We start from the raw sequence: 16,294 nt of genomic DNA on the forward strand, positions 1-16,294 counted from the left end.
TTACTCCTCGTGCTCCCCGGCCGGGGACTCCGTGTCCCCGGCTGCCTCGACCACCGCGCCGGTATCGGCGGCGGCCTCGGTTCCTTCCGCGTCCGGAACCACACCGTCGGCCGCTTCGGTCTCCTCGACCGCCTCGGCCTCGGCACCGGCCTCGGCGTTCCGTGCGATACCTACGACGGCATCGCGCTTGCCCAGGTTGATCAGCTGGACACCCATGGTGTCACGGCCGGTCTCCCTGACTTCGTTGACGCGCGTGCGAATCACACCACCGGACAGCGTGATGGCGAGGATCTCATCGGTCTCCTCGACCACCAGCGCGCCGACGAGCGAGCCGCGGTCCTCCACGATCTTCGCAGCCTTGATGCCCAGACCGCCACGGCCCTGCACCCGATACTCGTCGACAGGCGTCCGCTTGGCGTAGCCGCCGTCCGTCGCGGTGAAGACGTACGTACCGGGGCGGACGACGTTCATCGACAGCAGCTCGTCGCCCTCGCGGAAGCTCATGCCCTTCACACCGGAGGTGGCGCGGCCCATCGGGCGCAGCGCGTCGTCCGTCGCGGTGAAGCGGATGGACTGGGCCTTCCGGCTGATGAGCAGCAGGTCGTCTTCGGCGGAGACCAGCTCGGCGCCGATCAGCTCGTCGTCGCCGCCGTCCTCCCGCTCGCGCAGGTTGATGGCGATGACGCCGCCCGAACGGGGCGAGTCGTAGTCCTTCAGCGACGTCTTCTTCACCAGACCGGCCTTGGTCGCGAGGACCAGGTACGGCGCGGCCTCGTAGTCGCGGATCGCGAGGATCTCGGCGATCTGCTCGTCCGGCTGGAAGGCCAGCAGGTTGGCGACGTGCTGGCCGCGGGCGTCCCGGCCGGCGTCCGGCAGCTCGTACGCCTTGGCGCGGTAGACGCGGCCCTTGTTCGTGAAGAACAGCAGCCAGTGGTGCGTGGTGGAGACGAAGAAGTGGTCGACGATGTCGTCTTCCTTCAGCTTCGCGCCCCGCACGCCCTTGCCGCCGCGCCGCTGCGAGCGGTAGTCGTCCGTCTTCGTGCGCTTCACGTAGCCACCACGCGTGATGGTGACGACGATGTCCTCCTCGGCGATCAGGTCCTCGATGGACATGTCGCCGTCGAACGGCACGAGCTGGCTGCGGCGGTCGTCGCCGAACTTCTCCACCAGCTGCGCCAGCTCCTCGCTGACGATCTGCCGCTGGCGGGTCTCGGAGGCGAGGATGCGGTTGTACTCGTTGATCTTCGCCTGGAGCTCGTCGTGCTCGGCGACGATCTTCTGGCGCTCCAGGGCGGCCAGACGGCGCAGCTGCATCTCCAGGATGGCGTTCGCCTGGATCTCGTCGATCTCCAGCAGCTCCATCAGGCCGCCGCGCGCGACGTCGACCGTGTCGCTGCGCCGGATGAGGGCGATGACGTCGTCGATCGCGTCGAGCGCCTTGAGCAGGCCGCGCAGGATGTGCGCCCGCTCCTCGGCCTTGCGCAGCCGGAAGCGCGTACGGCGGACGATGACCTCGATCTGGTGCGTCACCCAGTGGCGGATGAACGCGTCGAGCGAGAGGGTGCGCGGCACGCCGTCGACCAGCGCGAGCATGTTCGCGCCGAAGTTCGTCTGCAGGTCGGTGTGCTTGTAGAGGTTGTTGAGCACGACCTTGGCGACCGCGTCCCGCTTGAGGACGATGACAAGCCGCTGGCCGGTGCGCGAGGACGTCTCGTCGCGGACGTCCGCGATGCCGCCGACCTTGCCGTCCTTGACCAGGTCGGCGATCTTCTGCGCGAGGTTGTCCGGGTTGACCTGGTAGGGCAGCTCCGTGACCACCAGGCACTGGCGGTTCTGGATCTCCTCGACCTCGACGACCGCGCGCATCGTGATGGAGCCACGTCCCGTGCGGTACGCCTCCTCGATGCCCTTGCGGCCGACGACGAGGGCGCCGGTCGGGAAGTCGGGGCCCTTGATGCGCTCGATGAGCGCGTCGAGCAGCTCCTCGTGGGAGGCGTCCGGGTGCTCCAGCGCCCACTGGGCGCCGGCCGCGACCTCGCGGAGGTTGTGCGGCGGGATGTTGGTCGCCATGCCGACCGCGATGCCGGCGGAGCCGTTGACCAGGAGGTTCGGGAAGCGGGACGGCAGGACCGTCGGCTCCTGGTTGCGTCCGTCGTAGTTGTCCTGGAAGTCGACGGTCTCCTCGTCGATGTCGCGGAGCATCTCCATCGACAGCGGCGTCATCTTGCACTCGGTGTACCGCATGGCGGCGGCCGGGTCGTTGCCCGGGGAACCGAAGTTGCCGTTGGAGTCCACGAGCGGCAGCCGCATCGACCACGGCTGGGCCAGGCGCACGAGCGCGTCGTAGATCGAGGAGTCGCCGTGCGGGTGGTAGGTGCCCATGACGTCGCCGACGACGCGGGCGCACTTGTAGAAGCCCTTCTCGGGCCGGTACCCGCCGTCGTACATGGCGTACAGGACGCGCCGGTGGACGGGCTTGAGGCCGTCCCGCACGTCGGGCAGCGCACGCGACACGATGACGGACATCGCGTAGTCGAGGTACGAGCGCTGCATCTCGGTCTCGAGCCCGACGGGCTCGACCCGCATGCCCACGCCGGGAACGACGGGCTCCTCTTCGGGCGTCACGGCGGCGGGGGTGTTCTCGTCGGCCATTGCTGGTCTTCAGTCCTTTCGTACGGTCAGCTGAGACCGACTCAGATGTCGAGGAAGCGGACGTCCTTGGCGTTGCGCTGGATGAACGAGCGCCGCGCCTCCACGTCCTCGCCCATCAGCACCGAGAACAGGTCGTCGGCCTGGGCCGCGTCGTCGAGCGTGACCTGGCCGAGCACCCGGTGGTCCTGGTCCATGGTCGTGATGCGCAGCTCCTCGGCGTTCATCTCGCCGAGGCCCTTGAAGCGCTGGATGGAGTCCTCGCGGATGCGCTTGCCGTTCTGCTTGCCGAGCTCGACGAGCGCGTCGCGCTCGCGGTCCGAGTAGGCGTACTCGAAGTCGTCCCGACCCCACTTGATCTTGTACAGCGGCGGGCGGGAGAGGTAGACGTGCCCGGCCTCGACCAGCGGCCGCATGAAGCGGAAGAGGAAGGTCAGCAGCAGGGTGTTGATGTGCTGGCCGTCGACGTCGGCGTCCGCCATCAGGATGATCTTGTGGTACCGGAGCTTCTCGATGTCGAAGTCCTCGTGCACCCCGGTGCCGAAGGCGGAGATCAGCGCCTGGACCTCGGTGTTCTGAAGGATCTTGTCGATCCGCGCCTTCTCGACGTTCAGGATCTTGCCGCGGATGGGCAGGATGGCCTGGAACTCGGGGTTCCGGCCGGACTTGGCGGAACCGCCGGCGGAGTCACCCTCGACGATGAAGATCTCACACTTGGCCGGGTCGTTCGACTGGCAGTCGGAGAGCTTGCCCGGCAGCGACGCCGACTCCAGCAGCCCCTTGCGGCGCGTCAGGTCGCGCGCCTTGCGGGCGGCCACGCGCGCGGTGGCGGCCTGGATGGCCTTGCGGATGATGTCCGCGGCCTCGTTGGGGTTGCGGTCGAACCAGTCGGACAGGTGCTCGTGGACGACCTTCTGCACGAAGGTCTTCGCCTCGGTGTTGCCGAGCTTCGTCTTCGTCTGGCCCTCGAACTGCGGCTCGCCGAGCTTGACGGAGATGATCGCGGTCAGACCCTCGCGGATGTCCTCGCCCGTGAGGTTGTCGTCCTTCTCGCGCAGCAGCTTCTTGTCGCGCGCGTAGCGGTTGACGAGACCGGTGAGCGCCGCACGGAAGCCCTCCTCGTGCGTGCCGCCCTCGTGCGTGTGGATCGTGTTCGCGAAGGAGTACACGCCCTCCGTGTACTGCGAGTTCCACTGCATGGCGATCTCGACCGACAGCAGCCGGTCCTTGTCCTCGGCCTCGACGGAGATGACCGTCGGGTGGATCAGCTCGCCCTTGCGGGAGTTGAGGTACTTGACGAAGTCGACGATGCCGCCCTCGTAGAAGTACGACACCGTGCGGGCCGGCTGTGCCTCGGGGGCCTCGGCGGAGGCGTCCGGGTCGTCGGCGTTCATCGTGGCCTTGGCCGAGTCGCGCTCGTCGGTGAGCGTGATCGTCAGGCCCTTGTTGAGGAACGCCATCTCCTGGAAGCGCCGGGACAGCGTCTCGAAGGAGTACTCGGTCGTCTCGAAGACGTCCGGGTCGGCCCAGAAGGTCACCGTGGTGCCGGAGTCCTCGACGGCCTCGTGCTGCGCCAGCGGGGCGGTGGGCACGCCGAGCTTGTAGTCCTGCGTCCAGCGGTACCCGTCGCGCTTGATGTCGACGGACACCCGCGAGGAGAGCGCGTTGACGACGGAGACGCCGACGCCGTGCAGACCGCCGGAGACGGCGTAGCCGCCGCCGCCGAACTTGCCGCCCGCGTGCAGGACGGTGAGGACGACCTCGACGGCCGGCTTCTTCTCGATGGGGTGGATGTCCACGGGGATACCGCGCCCGTTGTCCACCACCCTGACGCCGCCGTCGGCCAGGATCGTCACGTCGATGCTGTCCGCGTGGCCGGCCAGCGCCTCGTCGACGGAGTTGTCCACGACCTCCTGCACCATGTGGTGCAGGCCACGCTCACCGGTCGAGCCGATGTACATGCCCGGGCGCTTGCGTACCGCGTCCAGACCCTCGAGGACGGTGATCGCGCTGGCGTCGTACGCCGCGGGCCCCGGTGTGGGGGTCTCGCCGTTCTCGCCGGCAGGAGTGGACGGAATGTTCTCGTTGGGGTTGCCGGAATCGGCCACGAAGCGCCCTTTCTGGCACAGCGCGAGCCACCTCTCGGGGAGCCCGGGAGGGGCTGCGTCGTTCGACATGTTCCGCAGTGGGCGGGATTACCCACCAGTCTACCGGTAGCGCTGACAGTCATGGGGGTTTGCCGGTACCTGAGTCCGCATGTGCCGCCCTGAACCGGCGGCTGCCGACTCCCCATATTCGGGACGGGTGTCCAAGAGGCTCACACGGGCACTCAGCGCTTCGGCATGTCAACCACCCGCTACCACCGCGACCCGGCTGCGGCCACGCGCTCCCCGGGCCCCCGGCGCCCCCCTCCCACCACCGGTACGCAGCAGGTCACGGCCCTGTTCACCGCTCCGTCCACCGCGTGTTGCGCGGTCCTCCACCGCCTGTGGACGACCCTGGCGCGCTTCCCGGTTCCCGCACCCCGTCCGCGGCGGAGGTCCGACCCCTCCCGGTGGGGCGCGCGGCACCGCCGCCGGGACGGTCGGGGGCGGGGCGGGGAGGGGTGCGCGCGACGGCCGGAGACGACCGGTCCGGCCCTGCGGGCGGGGGCGGGGGTACGGGTGGCGACGACGCGGCGGCCGGGGTCCCCGGCACCGGGCACCCGCCGCTGGGCTTCCGCCGCTGGGCTCCCGCACCCGCTCGCACGGGCACCCGCGCCCGGCATCCGCCGGGCGTCGGGCGGGGGCCGCTTCCGTCGGGCCGCCGCCGTCAGCCGCCCCGCGCCCGCGGTCGCCGCCGTACGCCGTCGGCCGGGCGCCGTGACCCGTCCTGCCGGCCGGCCGCCGTCGGGGCCGGGCACCGTGACCGCCGTCGCCGGCCGCCGTCAGCCGTACGTGTCGCCCGCGCCGGTGCTCCCCGGCGCGCGCAGCGGGCCGTACCCACGCCGCGGGCCGCCGGGGCCGAGGACCCGGATGACACGGACGGTCCCGTGGCCGAGGTCCTCGTTGAGCCGGGCCACGAGCCGCGGCGCGAGCAGCCGCAGCTGCGTCGCCCACGCCGTGGAGTCGCACTGGACGGTCAGGACGCGCTCGTCGGGGTCCTCGTCGTACCGCAGGGGCACGCAGTGCTTGGCCAGGTCCTCGCCGACGATCTGCGGCCAGCGCCCCATCACGCCGCCGACCGCGGCGGGCGTCTCCCACCCGCGCTCGGTGATCAGCCGGTTGATCGCGGCGCCGAGCGGCAGCGGGTCTCGCCCGTCGGCCCGCGCCCCGGAGCGCAGTCCGCCGCCGCGGCGCGCCTGTTTCTTCTGCTGCGCCGCCGCGCCCCGCGCCTTGGCCTGCTCCTTCGCGGCGCGCAGCGCGACGCGCGCCAGGTCGACGCCGGACGACTCGGGGACGGGCGCCTGCGCGGACGCCGCCTGCGACTGCGTGCTCATACGCGCTCCACCGCCCCTTCCGCCACCGCGTACCGCGTGCCCGCCAGGACCCCGGGCACGTCGTCGTCGACCGCGGCCGTCACCAGCACCTGCTCGCCGGGGGCGACGAGTTCCGCCAGCCGCTCCCGCCGCCGGCCGTCCAGCTCGGCGAAGACGTCGTCCAGGACGAGCACGGGTTCGTTGCCCTCGGAGCGCAGCAGGTCGTACGAGGCGAGCCGCAGCGCCAGCGCGTACGACCAGGACTCGCCGTGGCTCGCGTACCCCTTGGCGGGCATCTGCCCGAGCATCAGCCCGAGGTCGTCGCGGTGCGGCCCGACGAGGGTGACGCCCCGGTCGATCTCCTGCTTGCGGACCTCGGCCAGCGCCCCGAGCAGCCGTTCGGCCAGCTCCTCGCGCCCGGCCGTCACGGCGACGTCACCGACCGACCCCCGGTACTCCAGCGTGACGGGCCCGCCGCCGGGGGCCAGCTGCTCGTACGCCTTCACGGCGAGCGGCTGGAGCGTGGCGACGAGGTCCAGCCGCTGGGCGAGCAGTTCCGCGCCGACGTGGGCGAGGTGCTGGTCCCACACGTCGAGCGTGGACAGGTCCATGGAACGGCCGCCGTGCCGGCGGGCCATGGCGGCGGTCTTCAGCAGGGTGTTGCGCTGCTTGAGGACCCGGTCGTAGTCCGAGCGCACCCCGGCCATGCGCGGCGACCGCGCGGTGATCAGCTCGTCGAGGAACCGGCGCCGCTCGCCGGGGTCGCCCTTCACCAGGGCGAGGTCCTCGGGCGCGAAGAGCACCGTCCGTATGATCCCCAGCACGTCGCGGGGCCTGACCTGGGAGGACCGGTTCACCCGGGCGCGGTTGGCCCTGCCGGGGTTGAGCTCCAGCTCGACGAGCTGCTGCCGTTCGCCCTGCCGCACGGCCGCGCGGATCACGGCCCGGTCGGCGCCGATCCGGACGAGGGGCGCGTCGGACGACACCCGGTGGCTGCCGAGCGTCGCGAGGTAGCCGACGGCCTCCACGAGGTTCGTCTTGCCCTGCCCGTTGGCGCCGACGAAGACGCTGACGCCCGGGTCGAGCGGGACCTCGACCCGGGCGTACGAGCGGAAGTCGGCCAGCGACAGATGCGTGACGTGCATGGTGGCGCCGACCTCTCCCGGCTGCTGCGTGTTACTTGGACTCGACCGCGTGACCGCCGAACTGGTTGCGCAGGGCGGCGATCATCTTCATCTGCGGCGAGTCGTCCTGGCGCGAGGCGAACCGCGCGAACAGGGAGGCGGTGATCGCGGGCAGCGGCACGGCGTTGTCGATGGCGGCCTCGACCGTCCAGCGGCCCTCGCCGGAGTCCGACGCGTAGCCCCGCAGCTTGTCGAGGTGCTCGTCGTCGTCGAGCGCGCGGACGGCGAGGTCGAGCAGCCATGAGCGGATGACCGTGCCCTCCTGCCAGGACCGGAAGACCTCGCGGACGTCGGTGACGGAGTCCACGGCCTCCAGCAGCTCCCAGCCCTCGGCGAAGGCCTGCATCATCGCGTACTCGATGCCGTTGTGGACCATCTTCGCGAAGTGGCCGGCGCCGACCTTGCCCGCGTGGACGGCGCCGAAGTCGCCCTCCGGCTTCAGCGCGTCGAAGACCGGCAGGACCTTCGCCACGTCCTCGGCGGTACCGCCGTACATGAGGGCGTAGCCGTTCTCCAGGCCCCACACACCGCCGGAGACGCCGCAGTCGACGAAGCCGATGCCCTTGGCGGCCAGCTCCGCGGCGTGCTTCTCGTCGTCCGTCCAACGGGAGTTGCCCCCGTCCACGACGACGTCGCCGGGGGAGAGCAGCTCGGCCAGCTGGTCGATGGTCGACTGGGTGGCCTCGCCAGCCGGGACCATGACCCACACGACGCGGGGGCCCTTCAGCTTGCCCACGAGCTCTTCGAGGCTGTGGACGTCGGCGAGGTCGGCGTTGCGGTCGTACCCGACGACGGTGTGGCCCGCGCGGCGGATGCGCTCGCGCATGTTCCCGCCCATCTTGCCGAGGCCGATGAGACCGAGCTCCATCAGATCTTCCTTACGCGTTGTGTGCGGCTTCGTACCCGTGTCCGAGACTACGCCCGGACACGGGTGCACACCTGTGGGGTCAGCCGCTCACTCAGCCACTGAGTCGAACCGGCATGATCAGGTACTTGTAGGCCTCGTCGGCCTCCGCGTCCACGGCCGGCTTGCCGCTCAGCAGCGCGGGCTTGGTGGAGGTCGTGAAGGACAACTGCGCGACCGGGGCGTCGATGGCGCTCAGGCCGTCGAGCAGGAAGGTCGGGTTGAAGGCGATCGAGATGTCGTCGCCCTCCAGGTGCGCGTCGACGCGCTCCACAGCCTGTGCGTCGTCGCTGGAGCCGGCCTCCAGGATGAGCACGCCCTGCTCGAAGCTGAGCCGGACCGGAGTGTTCCGCTCGGCGACCAGCGCCACGCGCTTCACGGCCTCGACGAACGGGGCCGTCTCGATCGTGGCGATCGAGTTGAACTCGGTCGGGAACAGCGTCCGGTACTTCGGCAGGTCGCCCTCGAGGAGCCGGGTGGTCGTGCGCCGCCCCGCGCCCTCGAAGCCGATCAGGCCCTCGCCGGCACCGGAGCCGGAGAGCGCCAGGGTGACCGTGTCACCGCTGGTGAGCGCCTTGGCGGTGTCGAGGAGCGTCTTGGCGGGCACCAGCGCGACGGCCGAGGCGTCCGGGGACTCCGGCTTCCACAGGAACTCGCGCACCGCGAAGCGGTAGCGGTCGGTGGAGGCCAGGGTGACCCTGTCGCCCTCGATCTCGATGCGCACGCCGGTGAGCACGGGGAGCGTGTCGTCACGGCCGGCGGCGATGGCGACCTGGGCCGCGGCGGAGGCGAACACCTCACCGGGGACCGTGCCGGTCGCGGTCGGCATCTGCGGCAGCGCCGGGTACTCCTCCACGGGCAGAGTGTGGAGGGTGAAGCGGGACGAACCGCAGACCACCGTCGCCCGTACACCGTCTGTGGAAATCTCCACGGGCCGGTTGGGGAGGGCGCGGCAGATGTCGGCGAGCAGCCGCCCGGACACCAGGACCGTGCCGTCCTCCTCCACCTCGGCGTCGACGGAGACCCGCGCCGAGACCTCGTAGTCGAAGCTGGAGAAGCTCAGCGCACCGTCCTCGGCCTTCAGCAGAAGGCCCGCGAGCACGGGCGCGGGCGGACGGGCCGGGAGGCTGCGGGCCACCCAGGCCACCGCCTCCGCGAGTACATCGCGCTCCACCCGGATTTTCACCGTACGCCGCCTCCTGCTTTCGCTGGCTCGCCCTGCTGGCCTTCCTCGTCCGGCATCCGGTTCCTCCGCCGCCGTGGCGCCGGGAGTCGGGATGCCGGGGTCCAGTCTGACGTACGCCGCCGCCAGTCGGTGCGGCTCGGGGTCAAGTCGGGTCGAGCCGCAGTCGGAGGTCCGGGCCCGAGTTGTGCACAGGCCCTGCTTCCCATCGGATTCCGAGCTAACTCTTAGTGGGAGTAGTAGTAGGGCCTGTGGAAACGGTGGATAACGCCATCCGTGCAGGTCACGGCCCAAATTTTGTCCACCGACCCTGTGGGCGGCAGCGGTGGACAAGTGGGGTCCGCTGTGGACGCGGCAAAGTTCTGCACACCCGATGCACAGGCGGGGCGTACTTCTCCCCAGTGCCGTCCCCAGCTTTACCCACGTTCCCCACAGCCCAATCCGGCGCCTTGGTGTGACCGCTTTCACTCGCGGCAGTGAGCAGGTGTGTTTCGTTGCCGAACAGTGGACAGCGGTGTGGAGAAGCTGTGGACCATGGCCCCGTGCCTGTGGGCCGTGAGTGGACAACCGCGAGCACGGCCTGTGGACGGTTTCTCTGTCCACAGGCTGTGGAGGGCGCTCGGCCACAATTCCACAAGCCTCTGACCAGGCCTGATCGTAAGGGCGACGACCGGCCTGTGGAGGAGATCCGGATAACTCGGGGGTCCCCAGGCTGTGGACGGCAGATCGGCCGCACTTCTGTGGAGAACGAGCCGGGCGCGGCAGGTATTCGAACACCGGTGAGGGCGCGCGGGAGCCCGTGGGGGCTCTCGGAGGGTCGTCCGGCGGGTGGCGGCGGGCGTTTCGGAGGGTTCCGGCCGCTGCGCAGGGTTTCCGGTGGGGGTGCTCCGGGGGACTTCGGGGCGCTCCGAGGGAGGGCTTCGGGGGGCTTCGGACAGGAGGGGGCGGCCGGGCTCCCCGGAACGGTGCTGCGGGCCCGGGGGTGACCGAGGGGCGGCTCCGGTCCCGGCGACGGGGCAGCTCGGGGCAGGGCAGCAGGAGGGCACGCCCCCGGCCGGGCAGGGCAGGGGACGGCAGCCGGGCAGGCGCGGCGGGGCTCCGGGGAACACCGGAGGGCGTCCCGGAACCCTCCGGGACGCCCTCACGTCTCCCACCCGCACGCCCGCCGGCGGGGTCAGCCGTTCTTGATGCGGTTGGTCAGTTCCGTGACCTGGTTGTAGATGGAGCGCCGCTCCGCCATGAGCGCGCGGATCTTCCGGTCCGCGTGCATCACCGTCGTGTGGTCCCGGCCGCCGAACTGCGCACCGATCTTCGGCAGTGACAGGTCCGTCAGCTCCCTGCACAGGTACATCGCGATCTGGCGGGCCGTCACCAGCACGCGGCTGCGTGACGATCCGCACAGGTCCTCGACCGTCAGGCCGAAGTAGTCCGCCGTCGCCGCCATGATGGCGCCCGCCGTGATCTCCGGCGCGCTGTCCTCACCGCCCGGGATCAGGTCCTTCAGCACGCTCTCGGTGAGCACCAGGTCCACCGGCTGCCGGTTGAGGCTCGCGAACGCCGTCACCCGGATCAGCGCCCCCTCCAGCTCACGGATGTTGCGCGAGATCCGTGACGCGATGAACTCCAGCACCTCCGGCGGGGCGTTGAGCTGCTCCTGCACCGCCTTCTTGCGCAGGATCGCGATGCGCGTCTCCAGCTCCGGCGGCTGGACGTCCGTCGTCAGGCCCCACTCGAACCGGTTGCGCAGCCGGTCCTCCAGCGTCATCAGCTGCTTCGGCGGCCGGTCCGAGGACAGCACGATCTGCTTGTTGGCGTTGTGGAGGGTGTTGAAGGTGTGGAAGAACTCCTCCTGCGTCGACTCCTTGCTCGCCAGGAACTGGATGTCGTCGACGAGCAGGATGTCCACGTCGCGGTAGCGCTTGCGGAAGGTGTCGCCCTTGCCGTCGCGGATGGAGTTGATGAACTCGTTGGTGAACTCCTCCGAGCTCACGTACCGCACCCGCGTGCCCGGGTAGAGGCTGCGGGCGTAGTGCCCGATCGCGTGCAGGAGGTGCGTCTTGCCGAGGCCCGACTCGCCGTAGATGAAGAGCGGGTTGTACGCCTTGGCCGGCGCCTCGGCGACCGCGACGGCCGCCGCGTGCGCGAACCGGTTCGACGACCCGATGACGAACGTGTCGAAGAGGTACTTCGGGTTCAGCCGCGCGTGCTGCTCCCCCGGCGCGCCGGGCCTCGATCCCCCGCCCGTACCGCCCATGGACCCCGGCCCGCCCATCGAGCCGTGGCCCGGCGCCTGGCCGCGGTCGCCCGCGCCGCCCCGGCCCCCCGGCCCGCCGGAGCCCGACGGTCCGCCCGGGCGGTGCTGGTGCTGCCCCTGGTGATCGGGGAGGTCGCGCCGCTCGGCGCGCCGGGAGTCGTACCCCCCGTGCTCGGGGCCCGGCGGGGTGCCGTAGTCGTGGTGCGGCTGCTGCGGCCGGGCCGTCGCGTACGGGTCGCGGTCCTGGAAGCCGCCGAGCCGCGGCTGCTGCCAGGACAGGTCCTCCTGGGCGCGCGGCCAGGCCCCGGGCTCCGGGCGCTGCTGCTGGTAGTCGGGGTAGGCGGGGCGCACGCTCGGCAGGCCGTCGTCCGTGGGCCGGCCGTACGCGTCGTACGACTCGCCCTGGCCCCGCTCGTCGTACCGGGACTGCTGCGGCTGGTGGGACTGGTGGCGCTCGGGGCCCGGCGGCAGCGGGGCCTGGTCGCCCGCGGAGTCGTCGACGGTGATCGCGATCCGGATGGGGCGGCCGCACTCACGGCTCAGCGTGTCGCTGATCAGCGGGGCGAGCCGGCCCTCCAGGACGCGCTTGCCCCACTCGTTGGGGACGGCGAGGAGCGCGGTGTCGGCGACCAGGGCGAGCGGCTGGCACCGCTCGATCCACTGCTTGTCCTTCGGCTCGATGCCCTGCTGCCCCTCCCCGAGGAGGTGCTCCAGCACGCGTGGCCACACTGCGGCAAGATCAGCAGGTACGTCAGCCACGGGGCACGCTCTCTCACGGGTCCCACGAATGTGTGTTTCTTGGGACGGGATGGAAGGACAGGCAGGAAACGAATCCGAGTCCGGCCACGGTAGTCGCGGCAGCTCGCACGGTTCAAGTTGTTGTCCACAGCCTGTGCATAGCCGGGCCCGCCGTCCTGCTGGTTTGACCGGATGGCGTAGCCGCGCGTACCGTAACCAGGTCGAGTTGTCGATGGCTGCTGCCGCCTGCCTCCGATGGGCAATGATCACGGTCAGTGATCGTGAAGCGGTGCACTCGGGCGTATTGCGAGCTACTCGTGGGCGCACGGTGACAGCCAGGCGATGTCCCGCCACCACCCGAATCATTTCTGGAGCCCCCGAGTGAGCAAGCGCACCTTCCAGCCGAACAACCGTCGTCGCGCGAAGACCCACGGTTTCCGTCTGCGCATGCGTACCCGCGCCGGCCGCGCCATCCTGGCGAACCGCCGCAGCAAGGGTCGCGCCAACCTGTCCGCCTGATCGCTTAAACAGGTCATGACGTGCTGCCTACCGAGAATCGGCTGAGGCGGCGCGAGGACTTCGCGACCGCGGTACGCCGAGGACGCCGGGCCGGCCGCCCGCTCCTCGTCGTCCACCTGAGAAGCGGTGCAACGGACCCGCACGCGTCAGGGGAGAGCGCTCCCCCGACACGTGCGGGTTTCGTCGTCAGCAAGGCCGTCGGCGGGGCGGTCGTCCGCAACCAGGTGAAGCGCAGACTGCGGCACCTGATGCGGGAGCGGCTCGCCGTCCTGCCCCCCGGTAGCCTGGTGGTAGTACGAGCGCTGCCCGGCGCGGGCGACGCCGACCATACACAGCTGGCCCGAGACCTGGACGCCGCCCTGGGGCGGCTGCTGGGAGGGGGCGCGCGATGAAGTACCCGCTGCTGGCCCTGATCAAGATCTACCAGTGGACGATCAGTCCGCTGTTGGGCCCCGTCTGCAGGTACTACCCCTCGTGTTCCCACTACGGCTACACCGCCATCGACCGGCACGGTGCTCTCAAAGGCACGGCCCTCACCGCCTGGCGGATCCTCCGCTGCAACCCGTGGTCGCCCGGTGGGGTGGACCACGTGCCGCCGCGCAAGCGTCCCCGCTGGCACGAAATGCTGCGCGCACGGCTGCGCGGAGACGAGGGCGGGCGCTCCGACGGGGCGAGCCCGGCCGCAGAGACCTCGCCCAATGCTCAAGGAGCCTGATTAGTGGACACGATTGGAAATCTGTTCAGCTTCATCACCGGACCCGTCTCGTGGATCATCGTCCAGTTCCACAAGCTGTACGGGGCGGTCTTCGGGCCTGACACGGGCTGGGCCTGGGGTCTGTCGATCGTGTCCCTGGTGATCGTCATCCGCATCTGCCTGATCCCGCTCTTCGTGAAGCAGATCAAGTCGATGCGGAACATGCAGGCGCTCCAGCCGAAGATGAAGGCCATCCAGGAGCGCTACAAGAACGACCGGCAGCGCCAGTCCGAAGAGATGATGAAGCTGTACAAGGAGACGGGCACCAACCCGCTCTCCTCGTGCCTCCCCATCCTTCTGCAGTCGCCGTTCTTCTTCGCCCTCTACCACGTGCTCAGCAAGATCGCGTCGGGCGACACCATCGGCAGCCTCAACCAGCAGCTGGTCGACAGCGCCCGCGAGGCCCACATCTTCGGCGCCCCGATCGCGGCCAAGTTCATGGACGACCCGGGCAAGGTCGAGGCGCTCAACGCCTCCATCGTCGACGTCCGCATCGTCACCGCGATCATGATCGTGCTGATGTCGGCGTCCCAGTTCTTCACCCAGCGCCAGCTGATGCAGAAGAACGTGGACCTGACGGTGAAGACCCCGTACATGCAGCAGCAGAAGATGCTGATGTACATCTTCCCGATCATCTTCGCCGTGATGGGCATCAACTTCCCCGTCGGCGTCCTCGTCTACTGGCTGACCACCAACGTGTGGACCATGGGCCAGCAGATGTACGTGATCAACCAGAACCCGACGCCGGGCAGCAAGGCCCAGGACCACTACCTCCAGCGGCTGCTGAAGAGCATCACCCAGCACGGCGAGGTGCGCGGCCGCCGCAGGCGCGCCGTCATCCTGGCCATCGTCGCCAAGGGCCCGGACCGCAACGACAACGAGCGCCGCTTCATCAGCTCCCTCGCCAAGGCCGGCTACACCGCGCAGGCCGACGGCACCGTGGAGAAGGTCGACCCGGCCGTCGCCGAGGCCGAGGCCGCGGCGGCCCGCCGCCAGCAGCCGAAGCGCCAGACGAAGGCCAAGCGCCAGACGGCCCCCGTCCAGCAGGGCAGCACCAAGCACTCGCTGGAGAAGAAGGCCGACCCGGGACAGTCCGACCAGCCTTCCCAGCAGGGCAAGGCCGGCTCCGGCTCCACCCGTCAAGCCAAGTCCGGACAGCGCAAGGGCCAGCAGCGGCCCAAGCACCCGTCGTCGAAGAAGTAGGAAGAAGGAGTCCATCCGTGACGGAAGGCACCACGTCCGCCGCCGAGGGTGTCGACACCCTCACCCACCTCGAGCAGGAGGGTGAGATCGCGGCCGACTACCTCGAGGGCCTGCTCGACATCGCCGACCTCGACGGCGACATCGACATGGACGTCGAGGGCGACCGCGCGGCGGTCTCCATCATCGGCGAATCGTCCGGCCGCGACCTGCAGAAGCTCGTCGGCCGTGACGGTGAGGTGCTGGAGGCGCTGCAGGAGCTGACGCGTCTCGCCGTGCACCGGGAGACCGGCGACCGCAGCCGGCTCATGCTGGACATCGCGGGCTTCCGCGCCAAGAAGCGCGCCGAGCTGACCGAGCTCGGCGTCAAGGCCGCGGACGAGGCGAAGAACAGCGGCGAGCCCGTCAAGCTCGAGCCCATGAGCCCCTTCGAGCGGAAGGTCGTCCACGACGCGGTCGCCGCGGCCGGCCTGCGCAGCGAGTCCGAGGGCGAGGAGCCGCAGCGCTTCGTCGTCGTGCTCCCCGCCTGACCCCCTCGAACCCTCGGCCCCGTCTGTTCGCAGGCGGGGCCGATCTTTGTCAGCCTGATAGTCAGCCACCCAGTGCGGTAGTGCGGTACGGAAGGACGGTTCCCGTGTCGGAGGCAGAGGAACTTCCCCCTGCGCCCCAGGAGGCGCAGACGGTGTTCGGCGAGTTCTTCCCGGAGGCGGTCCGGTACGCGGAACTGCTCGCGGACGCGGGGGTCAAGCGCGGCCTCATCGGTCCCCGGGAAGTACCGCGGCTGTGGGAGAGGCACCTGCTGAACTGCGCGGTGCTCTCCGAGGTCGTACCCGAGGGCGTGACGGTCTGTGACGTGGGCTCCGGGGCGGGCCTGCCCGGCATCCCGCTCGCCCTGGTACGACCCGACCTCAAGATCACGCTCCTGGAGCCGCTGCTCCGGCGGACGAACTTCCTCCAGGAGATCGTCGAGCTGCTGGGGCTCGACCACGTGACCGTCGTACGCGGCCGTGCCGAGGAGATGCTCGGCAAGCTTCCCCCCGTGCACGTGGTCACCGCCCGTGCCGTCGCACCCCTGGACCGGCTGGCCGGCTGGGGTGTCCCCCTGCTGCGCCCCTACGGCGAGATGCTGGCGCTGAAGGGTGACACGGCGGAGGAGGAGATCCAGGGTGCCCGCGCCGCGCTGAGCAAGCTCGGTGTCGTGCGGACGTCAGTGCTCCAGGTCGGAGAGGGGATCGTCGACCCGATGTCCACGGTGGTCAGGGTCGAAGTCGGGGAGAGCCCCGGAGGCGTCAGGTTCGCCGCGAAGCGGGCCAAGGCGGCGAGGACCTCGCGCCGTCGTCGATGACGGTCCGTTCGATCCTCATACGTACCTATTTCGGAGTGTCGTGAGGTGGTGACCCTGCGGCGAGTGCATCGTGTTTCACGTGAAACGTCGCTCACTGCTGCAGGGAA

At 70.3% G+C, this 16,294-nt stretch carries 13 protein-coding genes; 6 read left to right on the forward strand and 7 right to left on the reverse strand.

Translation table 11 applies throughout. The features are described 5' to 3' along the window. The 7 genes from gyrA to dnaA all read right to left on the reverse strand — a co-directional run bounded on the left by gyrA (window position 1) and on the right by dnaA (window position 12,390). Window positions 1-2,652 (reverse strand): DNA gyrase subunit A, encoded by a 2,652-nt coding sequence (gene gyrA / locus NRO40_RS14805; protein ID WP_257375426.1) that lies wholly within the window; start codon window positions 2,650-2,652, stop codon window positions 1-3. A gap of 41 nt (window positions 2,653-2,693) precedes the next feature. Further along, window positions 2,694-4,826, reverse strand: a complete 2,133-nt coding sequence (gene gyrB, locus NRO40_RS14810; protein ID WP_257375427.1) for a DNA topoisomerase (ATP-hydrolyzing) subunit B — start codon at window positions 4,824-4,826, stop codon at window positions 2,694-2,696. Window positions 4,827-5,575: 749 nt separating this feature from the next. Then, a complete protein-coding gene (locus NRO40_RS14815; protein WP_058943609.1) occupies window positions 5,576-6,127 on the reverse strand; it encodes a DUF721 domain-containing protein in 552 nt (183 codons plus the stop codon). Next, window positions 6,124-7,251 carry a DNA replication/repair protein RecF gene (gene recF, locus NRO40_RS14820; protein ID WP_058943610.1) on the reverse strand — a complete coding sequence of 376 codons (1,128 nt, stop codon included), beginning with the start codon at window positions 7,249-7,251 and terminating at the stop codon, window positions 6,124-6,126. The genes NRO40_RS14815 and recF overlap by 4 nt, the downstream gene beginning before the upstream one ends. Window positions 7,252-7,282: 31 nt before the next feature. Then, the gene (gene gnd / locus NRO40_RS14825) at window positions 7,283-8,158 is read right to left on the reverse strand and encodes a phosphogluconate dehydrogenase (NAD(+)-dependent, decarboxylating) (protein ID WP_058943611.1); all 876 of its coding nucleotides are present in this window, start codon (window positions 8,156-8,158) and stop codon (window positions 7,283-7,285) included. 91 nt (window positions 8,159-8,249) lie between these two features. Beyond that, complete coding sequence (dnaN, locus tag NRO40_RS14830; protein WP_058943612.1) at window positions 8,250-9,380, reverse strand: DNA polymerase III subunit beta; 1,131 nt, start codon at window positions 9,378-9,380, stop codon at window positions 8,250-8,252. A 1,171-nt stretch (window positions 9,381-10,551) separates the two neighbouring features. Beyond that, the gene (gene dnaA, locus NRO40_RS14835; RefSeq protein WP_079047283.1) at window positions 10,552-12,390 is read right to left on the reverse strand and encodes a chromosomal replication initiator protein DnaA; all 1,839 of its coding nucleotides are present in this window, start codon (window positions 12,388-12,390) and stop codon (window positions 10,552-10,554) included. Window positions 12,391-12,750: 360 nt separating this feature from the next. On the opposite strand from dnaA, the gene rpmH reads away from it, so the two are divergent. The 6 genes from rpmH to rsmG all read left to right on the forward strand — a co-directional run bounded on the left by rpmH (window position 12,751) and on the right by rsmG (window position 16,187). Further along, window positions 12,751-12,888 carry a 50S ribosomal protein L34 gene (rpmH, locus tag NRO40_RS14840; protein ID WP_018846094.1) on the forward strand — a complete coding sequence of 46 codons (138 nt, stop codon included), beginning with the start codon at window positions 12,751-12,753 and terminating at the stop codon, window positions 12,886-12,888. A gap of 20 nt (window positions 12,889-12,908) precedes the next feature. Next, window positions 12,909-13,280 carry a ribonuclease P protein component gene (gene rnpA / locus NRO40_RS14845; RefSeq protein WP_079047284.1) on the forward strand — a complete coding sequence of 124 codons (372 nt, stop codon included), beginning with the start codon at window positions 12,909-12,911 and terminating at the stop codon, window positions 13,278-13,280. Beyond that, on the forward strand, window positions 13,277-13,603 hold the full coding sequence (yidD, locus tag NRO40_RS14850; RefSeq protein WP_058943615.1) for a membrane protein insertion efficiency factor YidD: 327 nt from the start codon (window positions 13,277-13,279) through the stop codon (window positions 13,601-13,603). Before rnpA ends, yidD begins: the two co-directional genes overlap by 4 nt. 3 nt (window positions 13,604-13,606) lie before the next feature. Further along, window positions 13,607-14,845 carry a membrane protein insertase YidC gene (gene yidC, locus NRO40_RS14855; RefSeq protein ID WP_058943616.1) on the forward strand — a complete coding sequence of 413 codons (1,239 nt, stop codon included), beginning with the start codon at window positions 13,607-13,609 and terminating at the stop codon, window positions 14,843-14,845. Between the two features lie 17 nt (window positions 14,846-14,862). After that, window positions 14,863-15,372 (forward strand): Jag family protein, encoded by a 510-nt coding sequence (locus NRO40_RS14860; RefSeq protein WP_058943617.1) that lies wholly within the window; start codon window positions 14,863-14,865, stop codon window positions 15,370-15,372. 80 nt (window positions 15,373-15,452) lie between these two features. Next, a complete protein-coding gene (gene rsmG, locus NRO40_RS14865) occupies window positions 15,453-16,187 on the forward strand; it encodes a 16S rRNA (guanine(527)-N(7))-methyltransferase RsmG (RefSeq protein ID WP_391953556.1) in 735 nt (244 codons plus the stop codon). Window positions 16,188-16,294: the final 107 nt, after the last annotated feature.

Source organism: Streptomyces changanensis (genome assembly GCF_024600715.1).
GTDB lineage: Bacteria > Actinomycetota > Actinomycetes > Streptomycetales > Streptomycetaceae > Streptomyces > Streptomyces changanensis.